This window comes from Thermoanaerobaculia bacterium (assembly GCA_018057705.1).
In the GTDB taxonomy this organism is placed as follows: domain Bacteria; phylum Acidobacteriota; class Thermoanaerobaculia; order Multivoradales; family JAGPDF01; genus JAGPDF01.
The window spans coordinates 1-23,006 of the sequence record JAGPDF010000074.1 but is presented as its reverse complement, the minus strand read 5'-3'; the positions used below and the strand labels follow the sequence as shown (position 1 = coordinate 23,006).

The following is a 23,006-nucleotide window of genomic DNA, read 5'->3' as shown; positions in this document are numbered from 1 at the left end:
CCGCCCGAGAGTGTGTCGCCATCGAGATCCGAGAGCGGCATGCCGACGACGAGATCGGCGAGGCCGTCGTCGTCGAGGTCGGGGGCGGCGAGTGCGGCGCCGAAGTAGTCCATGAACTCGCCGCTCACCCGGGTGTCGTAGGCCTCGACGCCGGCTTCGATCCGCACCGTCGCCGCTCCGTTCGGTATCAAGATTCCGGCTATGTGCTGCGTGACGATGCGCACCCCCCCGCTGGCCGGTCCGGCGGCGTAGTCCTGGTTGGGGACGCCGATCGCGAGGTCGTTCAATCCGTTGCCGTCGAAGTCGCCGATCGCGAGCGCCGTACCGAACCGCTCCTGTGCGCCCTCGACGTGCCCGAGGTCGCTCTCGGTCCAGTAGCCGGTCGCGCCGTCGCGGTACCAGAAGAGGGCGCCGGCCGCCGCGACGTCTCCGACGTCTTCGCCCGGAGCGCCGATGAACAGGGTCTTGCAGGAGCTCAAGAGGCTGCTCATCCGACCCACCACGATGGCGGAGCCGAAGCGATCGGTCGCCTCCGCGGCGCCGCCGAAATCCTGCTGCTCGAGCTGGAAGGCGCCGCTGGGGTCGATGCCCAGAGACATCGAGCCCGGCAGCACGGTGACCGTCCCGACGTCGATCGTCGCCCCGAAGTCCTCGTCCGGCGTGCCGACCACGAGGTCGTCGATGCCGTCGCAGGTGACATCGCCGGCCGCGAGGACGCTGCCGAAGCGATCTCCGGTCTCGGCTCCGCCGGGAATGTCGGTCGAGTCCTGATGGAAGAGTTGATTGCCGGTCGCCTGAAGTCCCTGGCCGGCGACGCCGTAGAGAATCTGAACCGCTCCGGCCGCCGCCGTCGCACCGACCGCCTCGCCGGGGACGCCGATCGCCAGATCGTCGACGCCGTCGTCGTCGAAGTCGCCGACGGCGAGCGCCGATCCGAAGAGGTCCTCCGCCTCGGGCACGCCAGAGATATCCGGCGACTCCTGGTTCCAGTTGCCGATTTCGGGCCAGCTGCCGTCCGGCAGACGGCGACGGATGCCGACGTCGCCTGCGGCTGTTTCGCCGGCGGCGTTGCGGCGCGGCCGGCCGATGGCGAGCTCATCCTTGCCGTCATCATCGAAGTCGCCGAAGGCGAGCGCCGTACCCGCGAGCTCGAGGATGGAGCCGATGAGCAGTGCGTCGACCACGATGCCATGGTTGGCGGCCCCGCGCAGGATGCGCACCTGCCCCCGATCGCCCGATCCCGAGTTGATCCGGCCGGAGATCGCGACGTCGTCGCGGCCGTCGCCATCGGCATCCCCCTTGACGATCACCTCACCGAAGAAGCTCGCGTCCCCGACCCCGGTCGGGAGCTTCACCAGCCGGTCGAACGCTTCGGAGGGCTGCGCCAGAAGCGGTGCCGGGCTCGAGGCGGCCATGGCTCCGAGGGCTCCGATGACTCCGATGGCGAAGATACGTGCGAGGGCGAGAATGCGGGAAAGGACGGTGCGGGATTCGTGGGTCATTGGGGTCTCCTGTCCCTAGAACGCAGGATGACCCCGGCGGACGACATCGACCCGCTTGCGGCCGCGCGACATCGTCCTCGCCTATCCGCGCCTCTCGGCGCGCGACGCCGTTCACGCCGCGGTGATGGAAGCGAGAAAGCTCTCGAGGAGCGCACCGGCGCGGGGGCGCGGTTCCCTCGTCTGCTCCTCGAGGCGCATGGCTACGCGAGTGCCTCGGTGACGAGGAAGTAACCGCCGCCCTTCCACTGCGTAGAGTCCTGCATGAACTGGCCCCTCCGACCGTCTCGACTTCCCGTCCCGGTGCTCCTGGCGCTGCTCGCTTCCGGCTGCGCCGTCGGGAGCTCCGCTGCTCGCGCGATGGGGGGGCGTCCCCTGGCGCCGGCAGGATCGTTCGCTCTGACGCCCTACGTCGCCGGGCTCTTCACCGTCGAGGGCGAGGTCGCGGGCCGCCGTCTGCCCTTCCTCTTCGACACCGCGGGCGGAGTGACGCTGCTCACGCTCGCGGCGGCCGAGGCTGCGGGGTGCGCCCCGTACGGCAACGACGTCGGCTTCCGCCATGACGGCGGGCAGGTCGTTCTGCAGCGCTGCGCCGGCGTGCAGCTCACTCTCGGCGCCGGGCCCGCGAGCTGGCGCACGCGCGATGCCGAGCTCGCGGTCTTCGACCTTGCGCAGCTCCTGGGCAACGCTCCCGAGATCGGCGGGCTGATCTCGTTGGCGTCGTTCGAGGGCGAGCGGATCACGATCGACCTTCCGGGGCGCGAGATCGTCCGTGAGAGTCCGGCGAGCTTCGCCGCACGCATCGCAGGAGCGCGCGAGCTGCGGATCCGGCCCGGACGCCAGGCCGGCGGCGCGGCGCTCGACCTCTTCGTCGCCGTGGATTCGCCGCGCGGACCGCTCTGGTTCGAGCTCGACTCGGGCTCGACCGGCGAGACGCTGATCGCCCCGCACGCCGCCGCCCTCCTCGGTCTCGATCTCGCGCCCACCGAGCGCCGCTCGGCCGCCCTGACTCTTCACGGCCTGCCGCCGGTCGAGCTAGCCGTTCGCCTGCGCGAGAAGCTGATCTACGACGGCCTGATCAGCATCGGGTTCTTCGAACGGTTCGTCGTCACGCTCGATCTGGAAGCCATGCGTGCCTGGGTGCGGCCGCGCGCCGAGCCGGCGCCGATGCCCGCTCGCTGAAACAGTCGCGCCTCAGGCGGGCGCGAGGAGGTCGGCTGCGACGAGCGCCGCGGTCGCTTCGCGGAGGCGCTCGAGGGCGATCCCCGAGCGTTCGGCGATGTCCTCGAGAGAGTGGGTGCCGTCCGAGAGGTTGAGCATCCAGAGGGTGGCGAGCTCGCGTTCTCGGCCGGCGTCGTCGCCGCCGATGAGGCGATAGAGGCCGCGGCGGCCGAGCTGCGGCTCGCACTCGGGGGCGAGGTTGCGGTAGCACTCGCGGCCTTCGAGTCCGTCGACGACGGCGGTGAGCGCCGCGACCGAGCCGGCGAGGGTCTCGGGGCGGATGAAGTCGAGGTTGTCGGCGGAGGTGTGGTACTCGGGGTAGCGCCCGTAGGGGATGCGCGAGAAGCAGCCCGCCTCGAGCCCGATGCCGGGCGAGTTGTACTGGCGCTCGTCGTATCCGAACGGGACGAACGGTTCGATCGCGAGCGGCTCGCCGATCCGGGCAAGCGCCCGCGCGACTTCGCGATCGATCGGCGCGTCGCCGCTGCGCGATCTCTTGTAGTGAAAGGCGCCCGGCGCGCCCAGGCCGGCGAGCACCAGGGCGTGCCGGATGCGCGCGCGCCTCTCGCCGTTCGTCGCCAGCCACGCGATCGCGCCGATGGTGCCGGGCAGAAAGAGAAAGCGGTAGGAGAGCCGACGGCGGGGCCGCGCCGCGAGCCGCGCCGCGACCTCCATCGCCACCACCATGCCCGAGAGATTGTCGTTGGCGAGCGACGGGTGGCAGCAATGGGTCGAAACGAGAACCTCGTCGTCCGACTCACCGGCGAGCGCGAGCTCGCCGATCGAGAGACTGCCGGCGAAGAGCTCGGTATCGACCAGGACTTCGTATCCGCCTTCGGGCAGCGTCTCGACCAGCCGGTGGGGGAGGCAGAAGCCCCACTGCTCCTTGTAGTAGCTCGTCCGATAGGGAATGAGGTCGGGCTGGTCGGGAAGAGTGAACAGATGGCGACGCAGCTCTTCGAGTCCGACACGGCCGCGAAACGGAGCGCTGTAGTTGAGCAGCTGCAGGTTGTGTCCGGCGGCGTCGGCGATCCGACGGCCGTTGGGCGCCGTGATGTGGGCCTCGCGCAGGCGCCACTCGCGCGGCACCGTCCAGTCGAAGATGGGCGTCCCGCTGGGGATCTCGCGCACCTCGAGGGCGATGCGCTCGGCGAGGATCGCCAGACTCTGCCGGACGCCGTCGCCGGTGATGCTGCGCGGAAACGGGTAGAGGCGCGCGGCGAGAGCGTGGAGGTCGGCGCCGTCCATCCACCGAGCCGCGCTCACTCGATCAATCCCGGAGGGAGAGCAGGTCGGGGTAGCCGGCATCGCGGTCGGAGATCACCCTCACCGGCTCGGGCAGGACGATGCCGAACGCCGGATCGTTCCAGCGCACGCCGCGCGCCGCGGAAGGCTCGTGGAACTCCGACATGGCGTAGTGGACTTCACAATCGTCGGTCAGGGTCAGGAAACCGTGCGCGACTCCGGCCGGGATGTAGATCGCGTTCCTCCGGTCGGCGGAGAGCTCGATCGCGAGATGCTGGCGGTAGATGTGCGACTCCGGACGCAGGTCGACGAGCAGGTCGTAGATCGTGCCGCGCACACTGCGCACGACCTTCGCCTCGCCGTGCGGCGCCGCCTGATAGTGCAGGCCCCGTAGCGTCCCGCGACGGGGATTCCACGACAGGCTGGTCTGCGCGAGGCGGCTCGCGAGCCCCGCCGCCGCGAACTCGCGCGCGCAGTAAGTGCGGGCGAAGAACCCACGCTCGTCGGCGAGCGCTTCGAGCTCGATCAGGTAAGCGCCCGGAATGCCGAGGGGGACGAACTTCACAACAGCCGCACGCTCGGGATCGCGACCAGGAAGCGCCCGCCCCAGTCACGGATCCCGGCCATCTGCCCGGCGATCTCGTCGCGCAGATTCCACGGCAGGATGAGGACGTAGTCCGGCCGGGTCTCGAGGATCGCTTCCGGCGCGCGGATCGGTATGCGAGTGCCGGGGAGGCAGAGGCCCTGCTTGTGCGGGCTGCGGTCGACCGTGTAGTCGAGGAAATCGGCGCGCACGCCGCAATAGTTGAGCAGCGTGTTGCCCTTGGCCGGCGCGCCGTAGCCGACGATCCGCTTGCCGGCGCGCTTTTCGCGGATGAGGAAATCGAGCAGGGCACGCTTGGTCTCGCGCACCGTTTCGGAGTACCCGGCGTAGTAGCCAAGAGTCTCCACGCCCGCCGCACGCTCGCGCGCCAGGAGGCGGGCGACCTTCGGGCTGCGCTCGCCCGGGGCCTTGCCCGGAGCCGCCTCGTGGCGGGCGAAGATCCGGAGGCTCCCGCCGTGGGTCGGGAGCTCTTCGACGTCGAAGAGCTCGAGGCCGTGGGCGGCGAAGACGCGTTCCACGGCGACCAGGGAGAAGTACGAGAAGTGCTCGTGGTAGATGGTGTCGAACTGGTTGCCGTCCACCATCTGCATGAGATGCGGGAACTCCATCGTCAGGACGCCCTCGTCCTTGAGCAGGATGCTCAAGCCGCCGACGAAGTCGTCGAGGTCGGGGACGTGGGCGAGGACGTTGTTGCCGAGCAGCAGGTCGGCCGCGAATCCCCGGGCCAGGAGGTCCCGGGCGGTTTCGCGGCCGAAGAAGCGGACCTCGGTCGGAATGCCCAGCTTCCGCGCCGCCTCCGCGACGTTCGCCGCCGGCTCGACGCCGAGCACCGGAATGCCGCGCTCGACGAAGTACTGCAGCAGGTAGCCGTCGTTCGAAGCGATCTCGACGACCTGGCTTCCGGCCCCCAGAGCGAATCGCGGCACCATGGCGTCGACGTAGCCGCGCGCATGTTCCAGCCAGCTGGTCGAGAAGGAGGAGAAATAGGCGTAGTCGCTGAAGATCTCCTGCGGCGTCGCGCACTCGGGCAACTGGCAGAGCCAGCAGCGTTCGCAGACGTAGACGCAGAGCGGCAGAAAGAGCTCAGGCCTGGCGAGGTCGGCGGGGGCGAGGTAGGAGTTGGCGAGCGGCGAACTGCCGAGATCCACCATCACGCGCTCGAGCGGCGCACCGCACGAGCGGCAGATGAGGTCCTGCGCGGGAGTGGTCATGGTCGGGTTCGGCGTTTCGAGGCCGAGAGGAACTCTAGCAAACGGCCCGATCGGGACGTGCCCCTGCGGCGCGCCGTGGTATCTTCGGCGCGCCTCGAGTCCTCTCGCGATGACCCTCGATCCCGAACTCCTCGCCCTCCTGGTCTGTCCGAAATGCCGCGCTGCGCTCGAGCAGGTCGCGCTGCCGGAGGCGGTCTGCCGGAGCCTCGTCGAACGCTATCGCGAGCACTTCCGCGACCAGACGCCGGAGGTCGCGGACGGGCTCTTCTGCCGCGATTCCCAACTCGTCTTCCCGATCGTCTCCGGCATCCCCGTCATGCTCGTGGACGAAGCGCTGCCGGCCTCGGCGCTCACCCGCTAGAGCGCCGGTTCGGCGGTTCTGCCCTTTGGCGGTTCTGGATAACCATTTGGGGCCTCCTTCTCCCCGCCGGTCCGCCCCCTGGAGCACGGCGACCCGCGACCGGCTGCGCTTCGGTCTCTACGCCGCGCACCTGCTGACGCTCTTCGGCATCGCGCTGTCGAACTTCGCGCTCGGCCTGGCTCTGCTCGCCTTCCCGGCCCTGCGCGACCCGGCGCAGGAGAATTTCCGCCGTGCCCGTCCGCTGCTCGTCGCGGCCCTGGTTTACGCCGGCCTGCTCGTCGTGACGGCCCTCTTCTCGCACAGCCCGGCCACGAGCCTGCCAGCGTTGCGGGAGCTCTTCACTCTCGCCGCGCTGCCGCTCGCCGTCGGTTCGATCGCCGGCGAACGCCGGTTGCGCTGGCTGTTCGATGCCTCGATCGTCGCCGCGATGCTGGCGGCTCTTGCCGGGCTGGCCCAGTATTGGCTCGGATTCGGCGATCTCGACCGCCGGATCCGCGGGCCGTTCTCGCACGTCATGACGTTCTCGGGCATTCTGCTGCTCGTCGACCTCGTGCTCATCGCCCGGCTGATGTACCGACCGCGGATTCCGGCGGCGGAAGGGGAGGCAGCGGCAGACGGAGGGGCGCGGGGATGGCTCGGCCGGCCCTGGCTCGCCTGGACGGCCCTCGCGGTGATCAATCTCGCCCTGGTAGGATCCCTGACCCGCAACGCCTGGCTGGGCCTGCTGGTGGGGGCCGGCTGGCTGGTCTGGATGAGGCGGCGGCGGTACCTGCTGGCTGTGCTGCCGGCTGCGCTCGCGTTCGTCGTTCTCGCTCCTGTCCCGGTTCTGGCGCGGGCGCTGTCGGTGACCAACCTCTCCGACGAGTCGAGCTACGACCGGCTCTGCATGCTGGAGGCCGGGGCGCGGATGGTGGCCGAGCGCCCGCTGTTCGGAATCGGGCCGAACATGGTCGAACGGCTCTACCCGATCTACCGCCACGCCACCGCTTCGCGGCTCAACGTTCCGCACCTGCACGACAGCTACGCCCAGCTCGCCGCCGAGCGCGGTCTCCCTGCGCTCGCGAGCTATCTGGCGTTGCTCGCGGTGGCGCTGGCGCGCGCCTGGCGCGGCCATCGCGCCGATCTCGCGGCCGGCCACGGCGCGGGGGAGGCGGGATCGCGCGCCGACCTCTGGCTCGGCGTCACGGCGGCGCTGGTGGCCTTTTCGGTCGCCGGGCTGTTCGAGCACAACTGGGGCGACACCGAGGTCCAGCGCGTCGCGCTGATGCTCCTGGCGGCGCCGTTCTGCCTGCGAATCGGGAGCCCGCTCGCGGCCGCGGCCGCGAGGACCCCGCTGGCAGGGGGGGGAGGCGGCAAGTGAGCGCCGGGTCGGGGCGGGCGGGAGGAGCGGGCTTCGCCCGGTTTCTCGCCGAGACGCGCGCGGCGGTCGACGGCGAGCTCGGCCGTCTGCTGCCGGCCTCCGGTCGCGCTCCCGGGCGCCTGCACGAGGCGATGCGCTACAGCGTCTTTGCGGGCGGCAAGCGCCTGCGACCGGCGCTCGTGCTGCTCGCCGGACGGTCGTTCGGAGCGCCGCTTCCCGACCTTCTGGCGGGCGCCGCGGCGGTGGAGCTGATTCACACCTACAGTCTGATTCACGACGACCTGCCGGCCCTCGACGACGACGACCTGCGCCGCGGCCGGCCGACGCTGCACCGCGAGTTCGACGAGGCGACCGCCATCCTGGCCGGCGATGCCTTGCTGACGCTCGGTCTGACGGTGCTCGCCGAGCAGCCGGCGCGGCTGCCCGGAGAGGTGCGGGCGCGTGCCGTCGCCCTGGTCGGGACGGCGATCGGTACCGCCGGCATGATCGGCGGCCAGGCCGAGGATCTCGCGGCCGAGACGGGCTGGCCGGGGGGGCCCGGCGAAGCGGCGGCGGCACTCGACCGGATCCACCGTGGCAAGACCGGCGCCCTGCTCGTCGCGTGCCTCCGGCTCGGCGGCCTCTACGCCGCGGCGACGCCGGCGGAAGATCTGATTCTGCGCGACTTAGGCGAAGCGGTCGGACTGCTGTTCCAGATTCGCGATGATATTCTCGACGTCGAAGGGAGCGCTTCCGCCCTCGGCAAGACGCCTGGAAAGGACGCCGCCGCGAGCAAGCTCACCTATCCCGCGCTTCACGGGCTCGACCGAAGCCGTGCGCGCCTGAAGGAACTCGGTCAGGAAGCGATGAGCCGGATTGCCGATCTGCCGCGCGAGCGCGAGAGCTGGGGCGAGCTGATTTCGTTCCTCGACCGCCGCGGCTACTGACGCGGGCCGGAAATTCTGGACGCTTCGCAGAGCGTCGTTTCCCGACTCACCCCGGAGATCCCATGAACCTACTCGATCGCGCCTCCACACCCCAGGAGCTTCGACGCCTCTCTCGCGAGGAGCTGCCGCAGCTCGCCGACTGCCTGCGCGACGAGATCGTCAGCGCGGTCTCGGAGACCGGCGGCCACTTCTCCTCGAACCTGGGCACGGTCGAGCTGACGATCGCCCTGCACTATCTCTTCGACACGCCGCGCGACCTCCTGGTCTGGGACGTCGGACACCAGACCTATCCGCACAAGATTCTCACCGGGCGTCGCGACCGCATGTCGACGCTCCGGCAGTTCGGAGGGCTTTCCGGCTTTTGCATGCGCAGCGAATCGGAATACGACGTGGTCGCGGCGGGGCACGCTTCGACTTCGATCTCCGCGGCGCTCGGTCTCGCCGTGGCGCGCGACCTGCGCAAGGAGTCGCACCAGGTCGTGGCGGTGATCGGCGACGGCTCGATGACCGCCGGCATGGCTTTCGAGGCGATGAACCAGGCCGGCCACCTGGGCACGAAGATGATCGTCATCCTGAACGACAATTCGATGTCGATCTCGCCTTCGGTCGGGGCGCTGACCAAGTACCTCGAAGCGCTGATGGCCGGGCGCCACTACGCCAAGCTCAAGGACGACATCAAGAAGGTCCTGCACAAGATCCCCGGCATCGGCGATCCGATGGTCGAAGTGGCCAAGGGCCTGGAAGAAGGGCTGCGGCAGGTCTTCACGCCGGGCACGCTCTTCGAGGAGCTCGGCTTCCGCTACATCGGTCCGGTGAACGGCCATTCGATCCCCGCCCTGCTCGAGGCGCTCGAGAGCGCCAAGGCGATCGACGGGCCGGTGCTGCTGCACGCGATCACGCAGAAGGGCAAGGGTTACAAGTACGCCGAGGACGAGCCGGTCGAGTACCACGGCCCCTCCCCGTTCGATCCCGTCGCCGGGATCCAGAAGGGGAAGCCCGGGGCGGCGCCCTCCTACACCGCCGTTTTCGGGAAGACCGCCATCCGGCTCGCCGAGCACGACCCGCGGATCGTCGCGATCACCGCCTCGATGCCCGACGGCACCGGACTGATTCCGTTCGCCGAGCAGTTCCCCGAACGCTTCCTGAACACCGGCATCGCCGAGCAGCACTCGGTGACGCTCGCCGGCGGACTCGCCCTGGGGGGGATGCGGCCGATCGTGGCGATCTATTCGACGTTCCTGCAGCGCGGTTTCGACCAGATCTTCCACGACGTCTGTCTCATGGATCTCCCGGTCACCTTCGCGCTCGACCGCGGGGGCATCGCCGGCAACGACGGCTGGACCCACCACGGACTCTTCGACTACGCCTATTTCCGGATGTTCCCGAACTCGATCGTCATGGCGCCGAAGGACGAGAACGAGCTCCAGCACATGCTCGCCACCGCCGTGGAACAGCCGCATCCGACGGCGGTGCGCTATCCGCGCGGCAACGGCATCGGCGTGCCGCTCGACGCCGAGTTCCGGCAGCTGCCGATCGGCAAGGCGGAGATCCTGCGCCGCGGACGGCACGGCCTGGTCTGGGCGATCGGTTCGACCGTCTATCCTGCGCTCGAAGCGATCGAGCGTCTGGCGAAGGAAGGCATCGAGATCACCCTGGTGAACGCGCGCTTCGTGAAGCCGCTCGACCGCGAGCTGCTGGCGCTGCAGATCGACCAGTTCGGCGGTCTCGAGAGCGGCGCCCGTCTGGCCACGGTCGAGGAGCACGCCCTCGCCGGCGGATTCGGCAGCGCGGTCATGGAGGCGCTCTCCGAGATGGAGCTCTCCCACGTCACGACACTCGCCATCGGCGTGCCGGACAAGTTCGTGCCCCACGGCTCGCAGGAGGTCCTGCGGAAGATGCTCGGACTCGACGCCGAGGGCCTCTATTTCCGCTTCCGCAGCTTCTTCGCAAGGACGGCGGGCGCGCGCGAGCGCCGCGGCGCCGAAGGTGAGGGTGCGCTGGACGCGACGGCCCCGAAAACCGGGGGATCCGGCTCGCCCGGGGTGACGGGAACGAGCGGTGGGACGGGCGTGGCGAGAGCCAGGGGTGTCGGTGGTGCGTCTCGACCAGCTGCTGGTTGAACGCGGCCTGTTCGCCTCGCGCGAGAAGGCGCATCGCGCGGTGATGGCCGGCCAGGTGGAGGTCAACGGCGTGCGGGTGGACAAACCCGGCAGCCCAATGCGGGACGACGTCCGCCTGGAGCTCTCGGGAACGGCCGATCCGTTCGTGTCGCGTGCCGGCGGCAAGCTCGCCGCGGCCCTCGACCATTTCGCGGTCGATCCGGCCGGGTGGCGCTGTCTCGACATCGGCGCCTCCACCGGCGGTTTCTCCGACTGTCTGCTGCAACGAGGCGCCGCGCACATCACCGCAGTCGATGTCGGCTACGGTCTGCTCGACCTCAAAGTGCGCAACGACCCGCGGGTCGAAGTGCGAGAGCGGGAGAATGCGCGCTACCTCGCCGCGGACGCCTTCGACCGGCCGTTCGATCTCGTCGTCGTCGACGTCTCGTTCATCTCGCTGACCAAAGTGGTGCCGGCGCTGGTCCCCCATCTGGTCGCGGGGGGACTGCTCCTGCCGCTGATCAAGCCGCAGTTCGAGGTCGGGCGCGGCGGGGTCGGCAAGGGAGGTCTCGTGCGCGACGAGACTCTCCGGCGGACGACGATCGACCTGCGTGCCGGCGAGCTGGCCGCCCTCGGATTCGAGCTTCTGGGCACCTACGATTCTCCGGTCGCCGGCGCCGAGGGCAACCGCGAGGCGTTCGCCCTGCTGCGCCGGCGGTCGCCGGCGGGTCCGCCCGCAGAGTCCGGGACGGCTCCATCGCCCCGCACCGCGATTCACGACAGGGAGCCGCAATGATCGAGCCGCGCGGAGCACGCCGGGTGGGGGTGGTCGCGAAATCGGCGAGCGCGGACGCCGCGGGCGTCGCCCGCGAGCTCGTCGAGTGGCTCGGCCGGCGCGGCATCGAAGTGCTCGTCGAACCGGGCACGGCGCGGGAGAGCGGCGCGGCGGGTGATGAGCCGCTCACCCCCGGCGCCCGTTGCGATCTCGTCGTCGTTTTGGGCGGCGACGGCACCCTGCTCTCGGTGGCGCGCAAGGCCGCCGGCGGCCCGCCGATCCTGGGGGTGAACCTCGGGCGTCTCGGATTCCTCACCGAAGTGGCGCGCGACGACCTCTACCCCGTTCTGGTCGAGGTCCTGTCCGGTCACTACGCGGTCGAGCCGCGCTCGCTCCTCGAGGTGGAGCAGACCAAACCGGGCGGCGAGCGGCTCGCCTACCGCGCCCTGAACGACGTCGTGGTGGCCAAGAGTGCGCTCTCCCGCATGATCGAGCTCCTGCTCACCGTCGACGGCCGGCTGGTGGCGCGCTATCGCGCCGACGGCCTGGTGGTCTCGACACCGACCGGCTCCACGGCCTACAACCTCTCGGCCGGCGGCCCGATCCTGCATCCGCTGCTGCCGGTCTCGGTCCTGACGCCGATCTGTCCGCACACGCTGACGCTGCGGCCGCTGGTGGTGCCGGACACGAGCGTCGTCGAAGTGGAGATCGAAACCCGCGACGACGCCCCCGAGTCGCGGGCCGACCGGGTCTACCTCACGGTCGACGGCCAGGAGGGCGGGGAGATCGGCTTCGGCGACCGCGTGCGCCTGACCCGCGCCGCGCAACCCGCCTACCTCGTGCGCACCGGCGAGCGCAGCTCGATCTTCGAAGGCCTCCGCAACAAGCTGCACTGGGGGGAGTAGCGGCCGGTGGTCTGGCTGCGCCTGCGGCGCTGGGTCGTCCGCCCCATCTTCTGGTCGCTGGCTGCGGTCGCCTTCGTGCTGCTGTGCTTGCGCGCCTTCCTCTCCTCGGACCTGGTCCGTGAGCGGCTCGCGGTGCGGCTCGAGCAGCAGCTCTCGCAGCTCCTGCAGCGCGAGGTCCGGCTCGGGCGGCTCGACTTCGATCTCCTGCCGTTCGCCCTGCGGGTCGAGGACTTCTCGATCGCCGGGCCGGGCCCCGAAGACCCGGCGCTGCTCTTCATCCGGCGGCTGCGCGTGGATGCCGATCTCGACGCGTTGCGGGGCGACGTCCTCGACCTGCAGACGGTCTCGGCGCAGGGTGTGCGGCTCCATCTCGAGCTCTATCCCGACGGGCGGGACAACCTTCCCGAGCTTCCTTCCGGCGGCGGCGGCGGCCGCTTCGAGCTGCGGATCGGCGGACTCTTCGTCGAAGACGGGGAGTTCGAGCTCGACGACCGGCGCGTGCCGCTCGCCGTCGAGGCCCACGCCCTCCAGCTGCGTCTGTCGGGCATCGGGGGGACCGAGCTGCAGGGCAACGTGACGGCGCAGGAGGTCGTGACGACGCTGCCGAAGGCGCTGCCCTGGGCCTCCACGCTGACGGCGAAGGTCCGCCTGCGCGACGACCGGGTCGAGATTCTCGCCGCGCGGCTGCGGGCGCCGGTCTTCGATGCCCGGGTCGCCGGCCACGTCGGCTGGAAAGGCGGTACGAACGGCGAGATCCACGGTGTCATCGACTCGGAGGGACGTCTCCTCGATGACTGGGGTTATCTCGACGGCGAGATCGCCGGGCCGCTCCGGTTCGAGGGCGCCGTGCGTTTCGCGAAGAAGGATGTCTGGTACGGCGGCCAACTGACGTCGCCCGGGATCGAGCTCTTCGGCTTTCGGCTCGAAGAGCTCGCCGGCCAGGTCGCGGGCGGCGGGCCCGGCAACTCGACGATCGGCCTCGATCTCGAGCGCGGGATCTACGCCGGCGGCCCGGTTTCCGGGCGCTTCGAGGTCGACCTCGACCAGCCCGGTCCGTTGGCTCGACTCGCCCTCTCTGCCGACGGACCCCGACTCTTCGCCGTGCTCCAGGATCTCGACCTTCCCGCGCCGGCCTTTCAGGCCGCGGCGCACGGCGATCTTCTCTACGAGTTCCCCTTGAACGACGCTCGCCGGGGAGTCGGCTCGGGCTCGTTCGAGCTGCGGCCGGCGCTGCCGGCGCCGTCGGACCCCCGAGGGGCCGTGCCGGCGTCGGGCCGGGCGGTGCTGAACCTGGTCGAGGGGCGACTCGAGCTCGTGGCGGTCGAGCTGACTTCGGCGGCGCAGCGAGTCGCGTTGCGCGGTGCTTACGACCTGGTCGGCAAGTCCGGGGGGCTCGATCTCGAAGTGACGAGCGACGACCTCGAAGAGCTCGTCCGCCTGCAGCCGTTCATCGACAACGTCCCAGCGCAGCTCTGGCTGCCGGACGCTGGCCGCGGCCGGCTCCGCGCCCACGTTGCCCTGAGCGGCGGCACGCCGGCCTCTCCGGCCCCTCCGACCCCTCCGATCGTGGACCTCGAGCTCGATCTCACCGACTTTCACGCCCCGGGCGTCGCGGCGGCGCGCGCCCTGGGCAGCCTCACCGTCGATGCCACCGCCGTGCGCGACCTCGACCTGACGCTCACGCGTGGCAGTTCGTCGCTGCGTGTCGCCGGCCTCCTGCCGCTCGCTCCGGCCGCGCCGACCCTGGATCTCGACGTCGAGTTCCGTTCCTGGCCGGCCGCCGAGGCGGCACCCTGGCTGCCTTTCCCGCTGCCGCTCACCGGCGAGGCGACCGGGACGCTCCGGCTCGGCGGCTCACTCGACGACCTGACCGGCGAGCTGCGCGGTGCGATCTCGCCGGTGGAGATCGCCGGAGTTGCCTTCGACCGCCTGGAGGCGAATCTCGACTGGGACGAAGCGCGCCTGCGCTTGGAGTCCTTGCGGCTCAGCGCTCCGGCGGGGCTGCTCGAGGGAAGCGGGGAGCTGCTGTTCGAAGGCGAGCGGCTCGACTTCGTGCTCGAAGGAGAGCGCTTCGACCTTGCCGCGCTTCCTCTGGGAGGGGCCGCCGGCACGAGGCTCCGCGGGCACGCCGGACTCGTGGCGCGGCTCACCGGCACGGTCGCCTTGCCGCGCCTGGTCGTCGATGCCGAGCTTGCCGAGCTCGAGTTGCCCGGCCCCGTGCGCGCTGCCGGTGGAGATCCGGCGGCAATTGCGGGGGGCGCCGCCGCCAGCGCCACTGCCGCCACCATCACCGATGTCCCGCCGCAGCGCTTCTCCGGCACACTGCATGCCGAGCTCGCCGAGCGCCGGCTCGAAGCGGCGCTCGACCTGCCCGGACTGCTCACGCTCTCGGGGGGCGGGCCGTTCGCCGCCGGAGAGAGCGGTGAGCTCACCTTCAGGGTGAAGAGCGACCGGCTGGACCGCCTGATCGCGATCGCCGCCGGCCAGCCGGTCGCCGGCCTTTCGGGCAGTCTCGCCGCCGACCTCGAGCTCGGCTTCGCTTCCGATCGCGAGCTCGCGCTCGCCGTGCGCATCCCGGATCTCGAGCTCACTTACGGACAGCAGAAACTGCGGCCGCTGGAGCCGGTCGTGGCGCGCTTCGCCGGTTCGAAGCTGGTGCTTGAATCGCTCTACCTCGGCGAGGCGGCGAGCGGCGACGAGCTGTTTCTCTCGGGCAGCGTCGACTTCGCGGCGGCGGAACCGGCGCTGGACCTCCGCCTGCAGGCCGCTCTCTCGGTCGACTGGATCGAGAGCTTCGCCGGCATCGATCTCTCCGGCGCGGTGGACATCCTCGCCACCGCCCAAGGGACCCTGGCGAAGCCCGAGTGGAACGGGCAGGCCGAGCTGCGGGACGCGCGCTACATCCCGACGAGATTCCCGCACAGTTTCGACCGCATCCAGGGGTTGGTACTGCTCTACCCCGACGCCGTCGTGCTCGATCACCTGCGCTCGGACGTCGCCTCGGGCACGGTCACCGCGAGCGGCCGGCTCGACCTGGGGGAGCCCGGCAGGCCGCTCTCCTACCGCGCGCAGATCGCCCTGCGCCGCAACTCCCTGCGCTATCCGGAGGGTTGGCTGGTGCGCGGCGACGGCGACCTGACGCTGCAGTCGACGGCGGAGGGGCGGCAGATCTCCGGCAGCCTGGAGCTCGACCGCGTCTACTACCTGCGCGACATCAACCTCTCCGCCCGCCAGCTCGCCGAGCGCGTGCTGTCGCGCGCCCGGGTGCAGGTCGACGAGGCGGATGAGCTCCTGGGCACGACCTATCTCAACATCTCCGTCGTCGCCCCGCGCGCGGTGCGCGTCCGCAACAATCTGGCGAATCTCGCCGGCAGCGCGAATCTCGCGTTGCGCGGTTCGCTCGCGAACCCCGTGCTGTTCGGCGAGGTGACGACCGACCCGGGCGGGACGATCGACTACAACGGCTCGACCTACACGCTGGATCGTGCCATCGTGACCTTCGCCAATCCGACCCGCATCGAGCCGCTCCTCGACGTCGTCGCGCGCACCAAGATCAACGAATACCAGGTCACCCTGAGCGTCCTCGGCTCGATCGCCCGGCCGACGACGACGCTCGGCTCCGATCCGCCGCTCCCCGACTACGATGTCCTGTCGCTGCTCGCCACGGGAACCCCCAGCGGGCTCTCCGAGCTCTCGACGTCCGCGCAGGGCGCGGCGCCGGGCCTGGCGGCCGAGACGCTGCTCTATGGCCAGGCGGCGTCGCTGGTGAGTGCACGGGTCGGCAAGCTCTTCGGCATCGACCGCCTGAAGGTCGACCCGCTGGCCGGCGGCGACAGCATCTCGGCGGCGCGCGTGACGGTCGGCAAGCGCCTGTCGAGCCGGGTCTATCTGACCTACTCGGTCGACCCCTCGTCGACGGCGCAGCAGGTCCTGCAGGTGGAGTGGAAGGTATCGGACGCCCTGACGCTGGTGCTGACCCAGAACGGCGACGAGTCCTACTCGATGGATGCGCGCTGGGAGAGGCGTTTCTGATGGCGCGCTGGTGGCGATCGCGCCGGCCGTCGCGCTGCGGGAGCGGAGCGCGCGCCCGGCTCGCTCGGGGCCTCGCCTGCGCCGTGCTCGCCGGGTCCGCCGCGTTCGACGCGTGCATGGCGGAGCGCGGCTTCGCGCAGTCGGCCGCGGCACCGGCGCCGGCGCCGATCGTCCGGGCGCTCGAGATTCGCAGCGATGCTCCGGTCGACGTCGACGAGGTGCGCGAGCTGATCTCGCTCGCGGTCGGTGAGCCGATGGACGAGGCACGAACGCGGCGCACGCTGCGGAGCCTGCGCTACTCGGGACTCGCGTCGGAGGTGGAGATCTACGCCCGTCCGGCCGATCCGGGCAACTCTGCGAACCCTTCGACACCCGCCGGCAACGGCGAAGTCGTGGTGATCGTGGCCTTGTGGACCGACGTCCAGGTCACCTCGGTCGAGGTGACCGGCGATCTGGGCCTCAAGAAGACGCGGCTGCTCGATGCGTTGCCGCAGCGCACCGGTCAGCCCCTGCGCGAGGACCGCCTGCTGCGCGGCGTCTACCGGCTGCAGGACCTCCTGGCCGAAGAGGGCTTTCTCGACGCCGAAGTCCGCCTCGCCGTGGCCCTGGGAGTTGACGATCCGCCGGGCGCGCGCGCAGCCGGAGAGCCGGAGCCCCCGGTCTCGGGGGGCGATCCCGGAGCGCGCGGCGCGGCGGTGACCTACCGAATCGCCGCCGGCCCTCGCACCCTGGTGCGAGCCGTCGCTTTCGAGGGTGCGACGCCCCCCTTCGCCGACGCCGATCTGATCGACGCGCTGCGCGCCAAGCCGGCGACGCCGTTCCGGAATCAGGTCGCGGTGGACGACGTCGAACGCCTGCAGGCCCGTCTCTTCTCGCGCGGCTATCGCGAAGCGGTCGTCGAGCGGCTGCCCGAGAAGCTGGACCGCCAGGCGCATGCGGCCGACCTCGGCTTCACGGTGCGACTGGGGCCGAAGGTCGAGTTCTCGGTGCACGGGATCACGCTGCGCGAGCTCGAGAAGAAGGACCTCGTGCCGTTTCTCGGCGCGAGTGGCTACGACGAGGCGCTGGTGCTGCAGTCGATGGAGCGCATCCGCCGCCACTTTCAGGAGAAGGGGCATTATCGGGTCGCCGTGAACCGCACCGAGGAGCGCACGGCGGAGGTCGTCCGGCTGGTCTTCGAGGTCGTGCCCGGACCGCGCCTCGTGCTTGAGGAGCTCCGCTTCGAGGGTAACGTCACCTTCGACGCCGATCGCCTCCGCCGCCTGATGACGACCTCGACACGGAACTTCCTGCTGCCGGGCAGCGGCCGACTGGTCGACGAAGAGCTCTCCGCCGACCTCTCCAACCTGCGCTCCTTCTACCTCCTCGAGGGATTCGATCAGTCGCGCGTCGGCCCGGCCCGTATCGAGGAGAAGGGAGACCGCCTCCAGGTCGTGGTGCCGATCGTCGAGGGCCGTCGCCGGATGGTTGGCGAGCTGGTGCTCGAGGATGTCGCGCCGCTCGACGAAGCCAAAGTGCGCGTGGCGCTGCCGCTCAAGGACGACGGGCCGTTCCATCGCCTGCTGCTCGAACGCAGCGTCGACACCCTGCGGGCCCTGCTCGAGGATCGCGGTTACGGCAACGCGATCGTCTCGTCGGACGTCCTGTGGAGCGCGGACGATCTGACGGCAACCGTGCGCCTGCGGGTCTTCGCCGGCGACCAGTGGGTCGTCGACCGGGCGCTCCTCCGGGGCCTGCGCCGGACCGACCCACGAATCGTCCGGCGATTTCTCGGTATCGAGCCCGGCGATCCGGTGCGCCAGTCGGCCGTGCTCGACCTGCAGCGCCGGCTCTACGGACTCGGAATCTTCAGCCGCGTGGACGTGCGCGTGGCGCCGAGCGCGGAGGGGGGGGAGGCGCGCGAGCTCCTGGTCGATCTCGAAGAGGGCCGCTCGAGAACGATGCAGGTGGGCGCCGGCTACGACTCGGAGAGCGGCGTCCGCGGCCTGTTGCGCCTCTCGGAAGGCAACCTCTTCGGCAGGGCCTCGTCGCTTTCGCTCGATCTCCTGGGCAGCCAGAAGGACCAGCATTTCCGGTTGATCTACCGTCAGCCCTATATCGGCAACCTCCACGCCGAGCTCCTCGCGACGCTCTACAGCGAGCACGAGGACCGGCCCGACTTCGTCGTCGACAAGCGCGGTGGACAGCTGGTCGTCGGACGCGAGCTGGGGCGTTGGTCCCTGCAGGCTTTCGCCTCCTATCGCCTGGTCGAGCTCGAGGCCGAAGACGAGTTCTTCAACGAAGAGATCCCGCTCGACAGCCGGAACGCCCGCGTCGCCTCCGTCACGCCGACCGCCAACTACGACCGGCGCGACGATCCGCTCGACCCGACGCGCGGCTGGAACGGTTCGTTCCAGCTCGAGTACGCCTTCCCGGCGCTCGCTGCCGACGCGAACTTCCTCAAGCTCTTCGGACAGGCGACCGCCTACCTGCCGCTCGGCCGGTTCGGCGTCCTCGCCGGCAGCGCCCGCGGCGGCGCGATCGAGCCGCTGATCGGCGGAGCGACGCCGCGCGAGGCCCTCGAAGCGAGCGTCCCGGCGGCGGAGCTCTTCTACGCCGGCGGCCGGACCACCCATCGCGCCTACCGCCGCGACGAGCTGGGGATCGTCGACGAGACCATCCTCCTCGACCCGGGAGATTCCACCCCGGACCCGTATCCGGCTGGCGGCGGGGGCCTCGCGCTGTTCAACTTCGAGTACCGGTTTCCGGTCGCCGGACCGGTCGGCGGGACGCTCTTCGTCGATGGCGGCAACGTCTGGACCGACTACAACGACGTCCGGACCGGCAATTTCAAGTGGGGCGCCGGCCTCGGGGTGCGCTACCTCTCGCCGGTCGGGCCGCTGCGTCTCGAGATCGGCTGGAAGCTCGACCGGGAGCCGTTCGAAGACCCCTACGTCTGGTTCATCAGCCTCGGCAATCCGTTCTGACCGGGGCCGGATCGGCGAGTGCGCTACCATTCAGGCGCCATGAGTCTCGAGCCGTCGTCTCCCGAGCCGTCGTTTGCCACCGTCGAACAGGCGATGGAGGAGTTCCGGCGCGGCCGGATGGTCATCCTGGTGGACGACGAAGACCGCGAGAATGAAGGGGACTTGGCGATCGCCGCCGAGATGGTGACGCCCGAGTCGATCAACTTCATGGCCCGTTTCGGGCGCGGTCTGGTCTGCCTGGCGCTCACCGAAGAGCGCTGCGACGAGCTCGACCTGCCGCCGATGGTGGCCGAGAATACCTCGCCCTTCAACACCGCCTTCACCGTGTCGATCGAGGCGCGCGGCAAGACGACGACCGGGATCTCCGCCGCCGATCGCGCCGCGACCATCCGCACCGCCGTCGACCCCGCCACCGGCCCGCAGGACCTCCTGCGTCCGGGGCACGTCTTCCCGCTGCGCGCCAAGCGCGGCGGTGTGCTGAAGCGCGCCGGCCAGACCGAGGCGTCGGTGGACCTCGCGCGCCTCGCCGGCCTCACGCCCGCCGCAGCGATCTGCGAGATCATGAACGACGACGGGACGATGGCGCGGGTTCCCGACCTGATGCGTTTCGCCGCCGCGCACGGGCTGCCGGTGCTGACCATCGCCGAGATGATCCGCTACCGCCTGATGCACGAGACGCTGGTGCGCCGGGTGGCCTCTCCGCGTCTGCCGTCGCGCTGGGGCGAGCTCACCATCCACGCCTACCGCTCGGACCTGACCGGCGAGGAGCACCTCGCCCTGACGCTGGGCGACCTCACGGGAGACGAACCCGTTCTCGTGCGGGTGCACAGCCAGTGCCTGACCGGCGACATCTTCGGCTCCTGCCGCTGCGACTGCGGGCTGCAGCTCGAGCTTGCGATGACCCGAATCCGCGACGCCGGCCGCGGCGTCCTGATCTATCTGTTGCAGGAGGGGCGGGGCATCGGACTGCTGAACAAGCTCAAGGCCTACGAGCTGCAGGACGCCGGGCACGACACCGTCGAGGCCAACGAGCGTCTCGGCTTCCGGCCGGATCAGCGCGACTACGGTGTCGGGGCGCAGATCCTGCGCGACCTCGGCGTCCAGCGGATGCGGCTGATGACCAACAATCCCAGCAAGTACGTCGCGCTCTCGGGCTACGGCCTCGAGATCGTCGAGCGCGTGCAGCTCGAGATTCCGCCGAGCGCCGACAGCCGCGACTATCTGCGCACCAAGCGCGAAAAACTCGGACACCTCCTGCAGCTGGTCTGAGCAGCGGAAGCACCGCGGCGTTGCGCGTACTCTGGATCGCGACCAAGTCCCCCTGGCCGCCGCGCGACGGCGGGCGACTGCTGCTCACGGAATCGCTCCGCGCGGTCTCCGCGGCGGGCGTCGCGGTCACGCTCGTCGCCCCGGTGGAGCGCGGCGAGCGGGCGGCGGCAGAGGAGGCCCTGCGTGCGGTCTGCGAGCCCCGGCTCGTCGTCGCCCGGCAGCGCCCGCGCGCCCTGGCGGCGCTCACCTCGGTGCTCTCCGGCAGGCCCTACTCGCTGGCCCGGCACGATCGCCCGACGGTCCTGCGAGCCGTGGAACGGGAGCTGCGCGAATCCGCCCGTGCCGGTGGCATCCACTTCGATGCAGTCGTGGCCGAGCAGCTCCAGGCCTTCGCGCAGAGCGCGGCGGCCGAGCGGTCATCCGATCTCCCCGGCGCGCGACCGGTTCCCCGGATCCTGCGCGCCCAGAATGTCGAGAGCGATCTCTGGCGACAGCTCGGCGAGGCGAGCCGCGGCGTCGTGCGCGCGCTGCTGCTGCGCGAGGCGGCCCGCCTGGCACGTGCGGAGCGCGCGGCGGTGGGCGCCGCCGCGGCGACGATCGCGCTCTCCGCGGCGGATGGCGAGCGCCTCCGCGCTCTGGCTGGGCCGGCTCAGGGCTCCGAGCGGATTGACGCCCGCATCCAATCCCACATCCACGCCCGTATTCACGCCAATATTCAGGTATTGCCGCCGCCTTTCCCCGGCCGGCTCGACGCCGCCGGGCAGCGCCTCGCCGGGTCTCCCGCCCTGGTGCTCTTCGGCAGCGCCGGTTGGGAGCCGAACCGGCGGGGCGAGCTGCGTTTCGTGAACGAGATCTGGCCGCGGGTCCGCGCCGCGAGCCCGACCGCCGCGCTGCACTGGTTCGCTGGATCTGCCGGCCCTGGCGGCTCCTCTGGCGCCAGCGGAGTCGGTCACCCGGACCACCCGGGCGTCCTCGTGCACCGCTCGCCGGCGACGAGCGCCGAGGCCTTCGCACCGGGCGCCATCCTCGTGCTGCCATTGGACATCGCCTCGGGCGTCCGGATGCGGGTGCTCGAAGCCTGGGCGCGCGGCGTGGTCATGGTAGCGAGCCCCGAGGCGGCGTCGGGGCTCGATGCCGCCGACGGCCGCGAGCTCCTGCTCGCGAGGAGCGGCCCCGACTACGCCCAGGCGATCGCACGGCTGGCGACGGACGGGGGCCTGGCCGGGCGCCTGATCGCGGGCGGCCGCGCCCGTCTGGCGAGCGACCACGCGCCCGAGCGCTTTGCCGCCGGCTTCGTGGCGCTCGTGGCGCAGCTCGCCGAACGCCCCGCCGGAGCGGTCCGCCAATGAAGATCCTGCTGGTCTCGACGGCCTGGCCGTGGCCGACGCGCAAGGGCTATCAGCTGCGCCTGCTGCAGCTCGCCACAGGCCTTGCAGAGCACCACGACGTGACGCTCCTGGTGCCGGAGCGGGAGGGGTCGCGGGTGCCGGGCCCGCCGCTGTCGCTGGCGGGCGCGCCGCACTTCGCCATCGAGACGTTTCGGCACTCGCGCCGGGCGGCGGTCGCCGGCCTCGGCGCGGCGGTCTTCGGACCGCACTCGCTCGAGAGCGGGCTGGTCGCCTCCGGGGAGCTCCGGCGGCGACTGCGGGAGCTTGCGCCCCGATTCGATCGCGTTCTCCTGCAGTTGGTGCGGCTGGCCGGCGTGACCGAGGCGCTCGGCGAGACCCCCTGGGTGCTCGACCTGGTGGACAGCCTGTCGCTCAATCTCGAACGCCGGGCGGCGCGCGACCGTTTCTGGATGCGGCCGTTGCTCCGCTTCGAAGCCCGCCGCCTGGCGGCGGACGAGCGCCGGATGATCGCCGCGAGCACGGCGGCGCTGGTGGTCTCGGAGCGCGACCGGCGGCACCTCGCGGCCCTCCTTCCGGAGTCGCTCGCAGCGCGCCTGGCGGTGGTGCCGCTGGCGCTCTCGGGAGCTGCGGGGCCGGGAAAGGCGCGCGTCGCAAGGCCGGCCGGTGAGGCCGAGCTCGCCATCACCGGCAACCTGGGCTACTTTCCGACGGCCCGCGGCATCGACTGGTTTTTGGGCGAGGTCTGGCCGGAGGTGGTACGCAAGTACCCCCGCGCCCACCTCCTGGTCGCCGGTGCGCGGCCCCGGCGCGGGCTCGCCCGCCGGGTTCGGGCGCTGGGCGGCCGGCTGGTGGCCGATCCGCCGGACCTCCCGGCGCTCCTCGCCGGAGCGGACATCGCCCTGGCGCCGCTCTTCGCCGGCTCGGGTACGCCGATCAAGCTCCTCGAAGCGCTGGCGGCGGGCATCCCGGCGGTGGCGACTCCTGCCGCAGCGGAGGGGCTCGACCCGGCTCTCGCCCGCTGCGTCGCGATTCCGGAGGACGCCGCCAGCTGGGTCACGACCCTGCACGGCCTGATCGCGAATCCGGTGGCGGCGAGCGCGCGCGCCGCGATCGGCGCCCGGATCGTCCGCGAGATCCACGATCCGGAGCGCATCGCCCGCCAGCTCGACGAGCTCGTCCGCCGG

The 23,006-nt window shown here is 71.0% G+C and carries 16 protein-coding genes; 12 read left to right on the top strand and 4 right to left on the bottom strand.

The window, feature by feature from the left end; all coding sequences use genetic code 11:
* The coding region (locus KBI44_17585) for an FG-GAP repeat protein (GenBank protein MBP9146294.1) at positions 1–1,502 on the bottom strand (1,502 nt) is incomplete at its 3' end.
* Positions 1,503–1,763: 261 nt separating this feature from the next.
* Between KBI44_17585 and KBI44_17580 the strand changes: the two genes are divergently transcribed.
* The gene (locus KBI44_17580) at positions 1,764–2,681 is read left to right on the top strand and encodes a hypothetical protein (GenBank protein MBP9146293.1); all 918 of its coding nucleotides are present in this window, start codon (positions 1,764–1,766) and stop codon (positions 2,679–2,681) included.
* A gap of 12 nt (positions 2,682–2,693) precedes the next feature.
* Here KBI44_17580 and KBI44_17575 read toward each other — a convergent pair whose 3' ends face one another.
* Genes KBI44_17575 through KBI44_17565 form a run of 3 tightly spaced genes read right to left on the bottom strand, consistent with a single transcriptional unit; the run spans position 2,694 to position 5,780 of the window.
* Positions 2,694–3,968, bottom strand: coding sequence for a DUF4910 domain-containing protein (locus tag KBI44_17575; protein MBP9146292.1), 1,275 nt, complete (start codon positions 3,966–3,968; stop codon positions 2,694–2,696).
* 22 nt (positions 3,969–3,990) lie between these two features.
* Positions 3,991–4,530 carry a dTDP-4-dehydrorhamnose 3,5-epimerase family protein gene (locus KBI44_17570; GenBank protein MBP9146291.1) on the bottom strand — a complete coding sequence of 180 codons (540 nt, stop codon included), beginning with the start codon at positions 4,528–4,530 and terminating at the stop codon, positions 3,991–3,993.
* A complete protein-coding gene (locus KBI44_17565; protein ID MBP9146290.1) occupies positions 4,527–5,780 on the bottom strand; it encodes a methyltransferase domain-containing protein in 1,254 nt (417 codons plus the stop codon). Before KBI44_17565 ends, KBI44_17570 begins: the two co-directional genes overlap by 4 nt.
* A 109-nt stretch (positions 5,781–5,889) precedes the next feature.
* On the opposite strand from KBI44_17565, the gene KBI44_17560 reads away from it, so the two are divergent.
* From KBI44_17560 to KBI44_17510, 11 genes are all read left to right on the top strand, one after another.
* Positions 5,890–6,141, top strand: coding sequence for a hypothetical protein (locus KBI44_17560; protein MBP9146289.1), 252 nt, complete (start codon positions 5,890–5,892; stop codon positions 6,139–6,141).
* Positions 6,142–6,187: 46 nt separating this feature from the next.
* Positions 6,188–7,501, top strand: coding sequence for an O-antigen ligase family protein (locus KBI44_17555; GenBank protein ID MBP9146288.1), 1,314 nt, complete (start codon positions 6,188–6,190; stop codon positions 7,499–7,501).
* Between the two features lie 131 nt (positions 7,502–7,632).
* Positions 7,633–8,427 carry a polyprenyl synthetase family protein gene (locus KBI44_17550; GenBank protein MBP9146287.1) on the top strand — a complete coding sequence of 265 codons (795 nt, stop codon included), beginning with the start codon at positions 7,633–7,635 and terminating at the stop codon, positions 8,425–8,427.
* 62 nt (positions 8,428–8,489) lie between these two features.
* Complete coding sequence (locus KBI44_17545; protein ID MBP9146286.1) at positions 8,490–10,547, top strand: 1-deoxy-D-xylulose-5-phosphate synthase; 2,058 nt, start codon at positions 8,490–8,492, stop codon at positions 10,545–10,547.
* Positions 10,513–11,322 carry a TlyA family RNA methyltransferase gene (locus KBI44_17540; GenBank protein ID MBP9146285.1) on the top strand — a complete coding sequence of 270 codons (810 nt, stop codon included), beginning with the start codon at positions 10,513–10,515 and terminating at the stop codon, positions 11,320–11,322. The genes KBI44_17545 and KBI44_17540 overlap by 35 nt, the downstream gene beginning before the upstream one ends.
* Positions 11,319–12,206 carry an NAD(+)/NADH kinase gene (locus KBI44_17535; protein MBP9146284.1) on the top strand — a complete coding sequence of 296 codons (888 nt, stop codon included), beginning with the start codon at positions 11,319–11,321 and terminating at the stop codon, positions 12,204–12,206. Before KBI44_17540 ends, KBI44_17535 begins: the two co-directional genes overlap by 4 nt.
* A gap of 6 nt (positions 12,207–12,212) precedes the next feature.
* Positions 12,213–16,238: a translocation/assembly module TamB domain-containing protein gene (locus KBI44_17530; GenBank protein ID MBP9146283.1), complete on the top strand. Its 4,026-nt coding sequence runs from the start codon at positions 12,213–12,215 to the stop codon at positions 16,236–16,238.
* Entirely contained in the window at positions 16,238–19,204 is a 2,967-nt protein-coding gene (locus KBI44_17525) for a BamA/TamA family outer membrane protein (GenBank protein MBP9146282.1), read from the top strand. Before KBI44_17530 ends, KBI44_17525 begins: the two co-directional genes overlap by 1 nt.
* A gap of 39 nt (positions 19,205–19,243) precedes the next feature.
* Positions 19,244–20,473: a bifunctional 3,4-dihydroxy-2-butanone-4-phosphate synthase/GTP cyclohydrolase II gene (locus KBI44_17520; GenBank protein ID MBP9146281.1), complete on the top strand. Its 1,230-nt coding sequence runs from the start codon at positions 19,244–19,246 to the stop codon at positions 20,471–20,473.
* Between the two features lie 20 nt (positions 20,474–20,493).
* The gene (locus tag KBI44_17515; GenBank protein MBP9146280.1) at positions 20,494–21,822 is read left to right on the top strand and encodes a glycosyltransferase; all 1,329 of its coding nucleotides are present in this window, start codon (positions 20,494–20,496) and stop codon (positions 21,820–21,822) included.
* Positions 21,819–23,006 (top strand): glycosyltransferase family 4 protein (locus KBI44_17510; protein ID MBP9146279.1); only part of this gene is annotated, 1,188 nt, incomplete at its 3' end. The genes KBI44_17515 and KBI44_17510, both read left to right, overlap by 4 nt.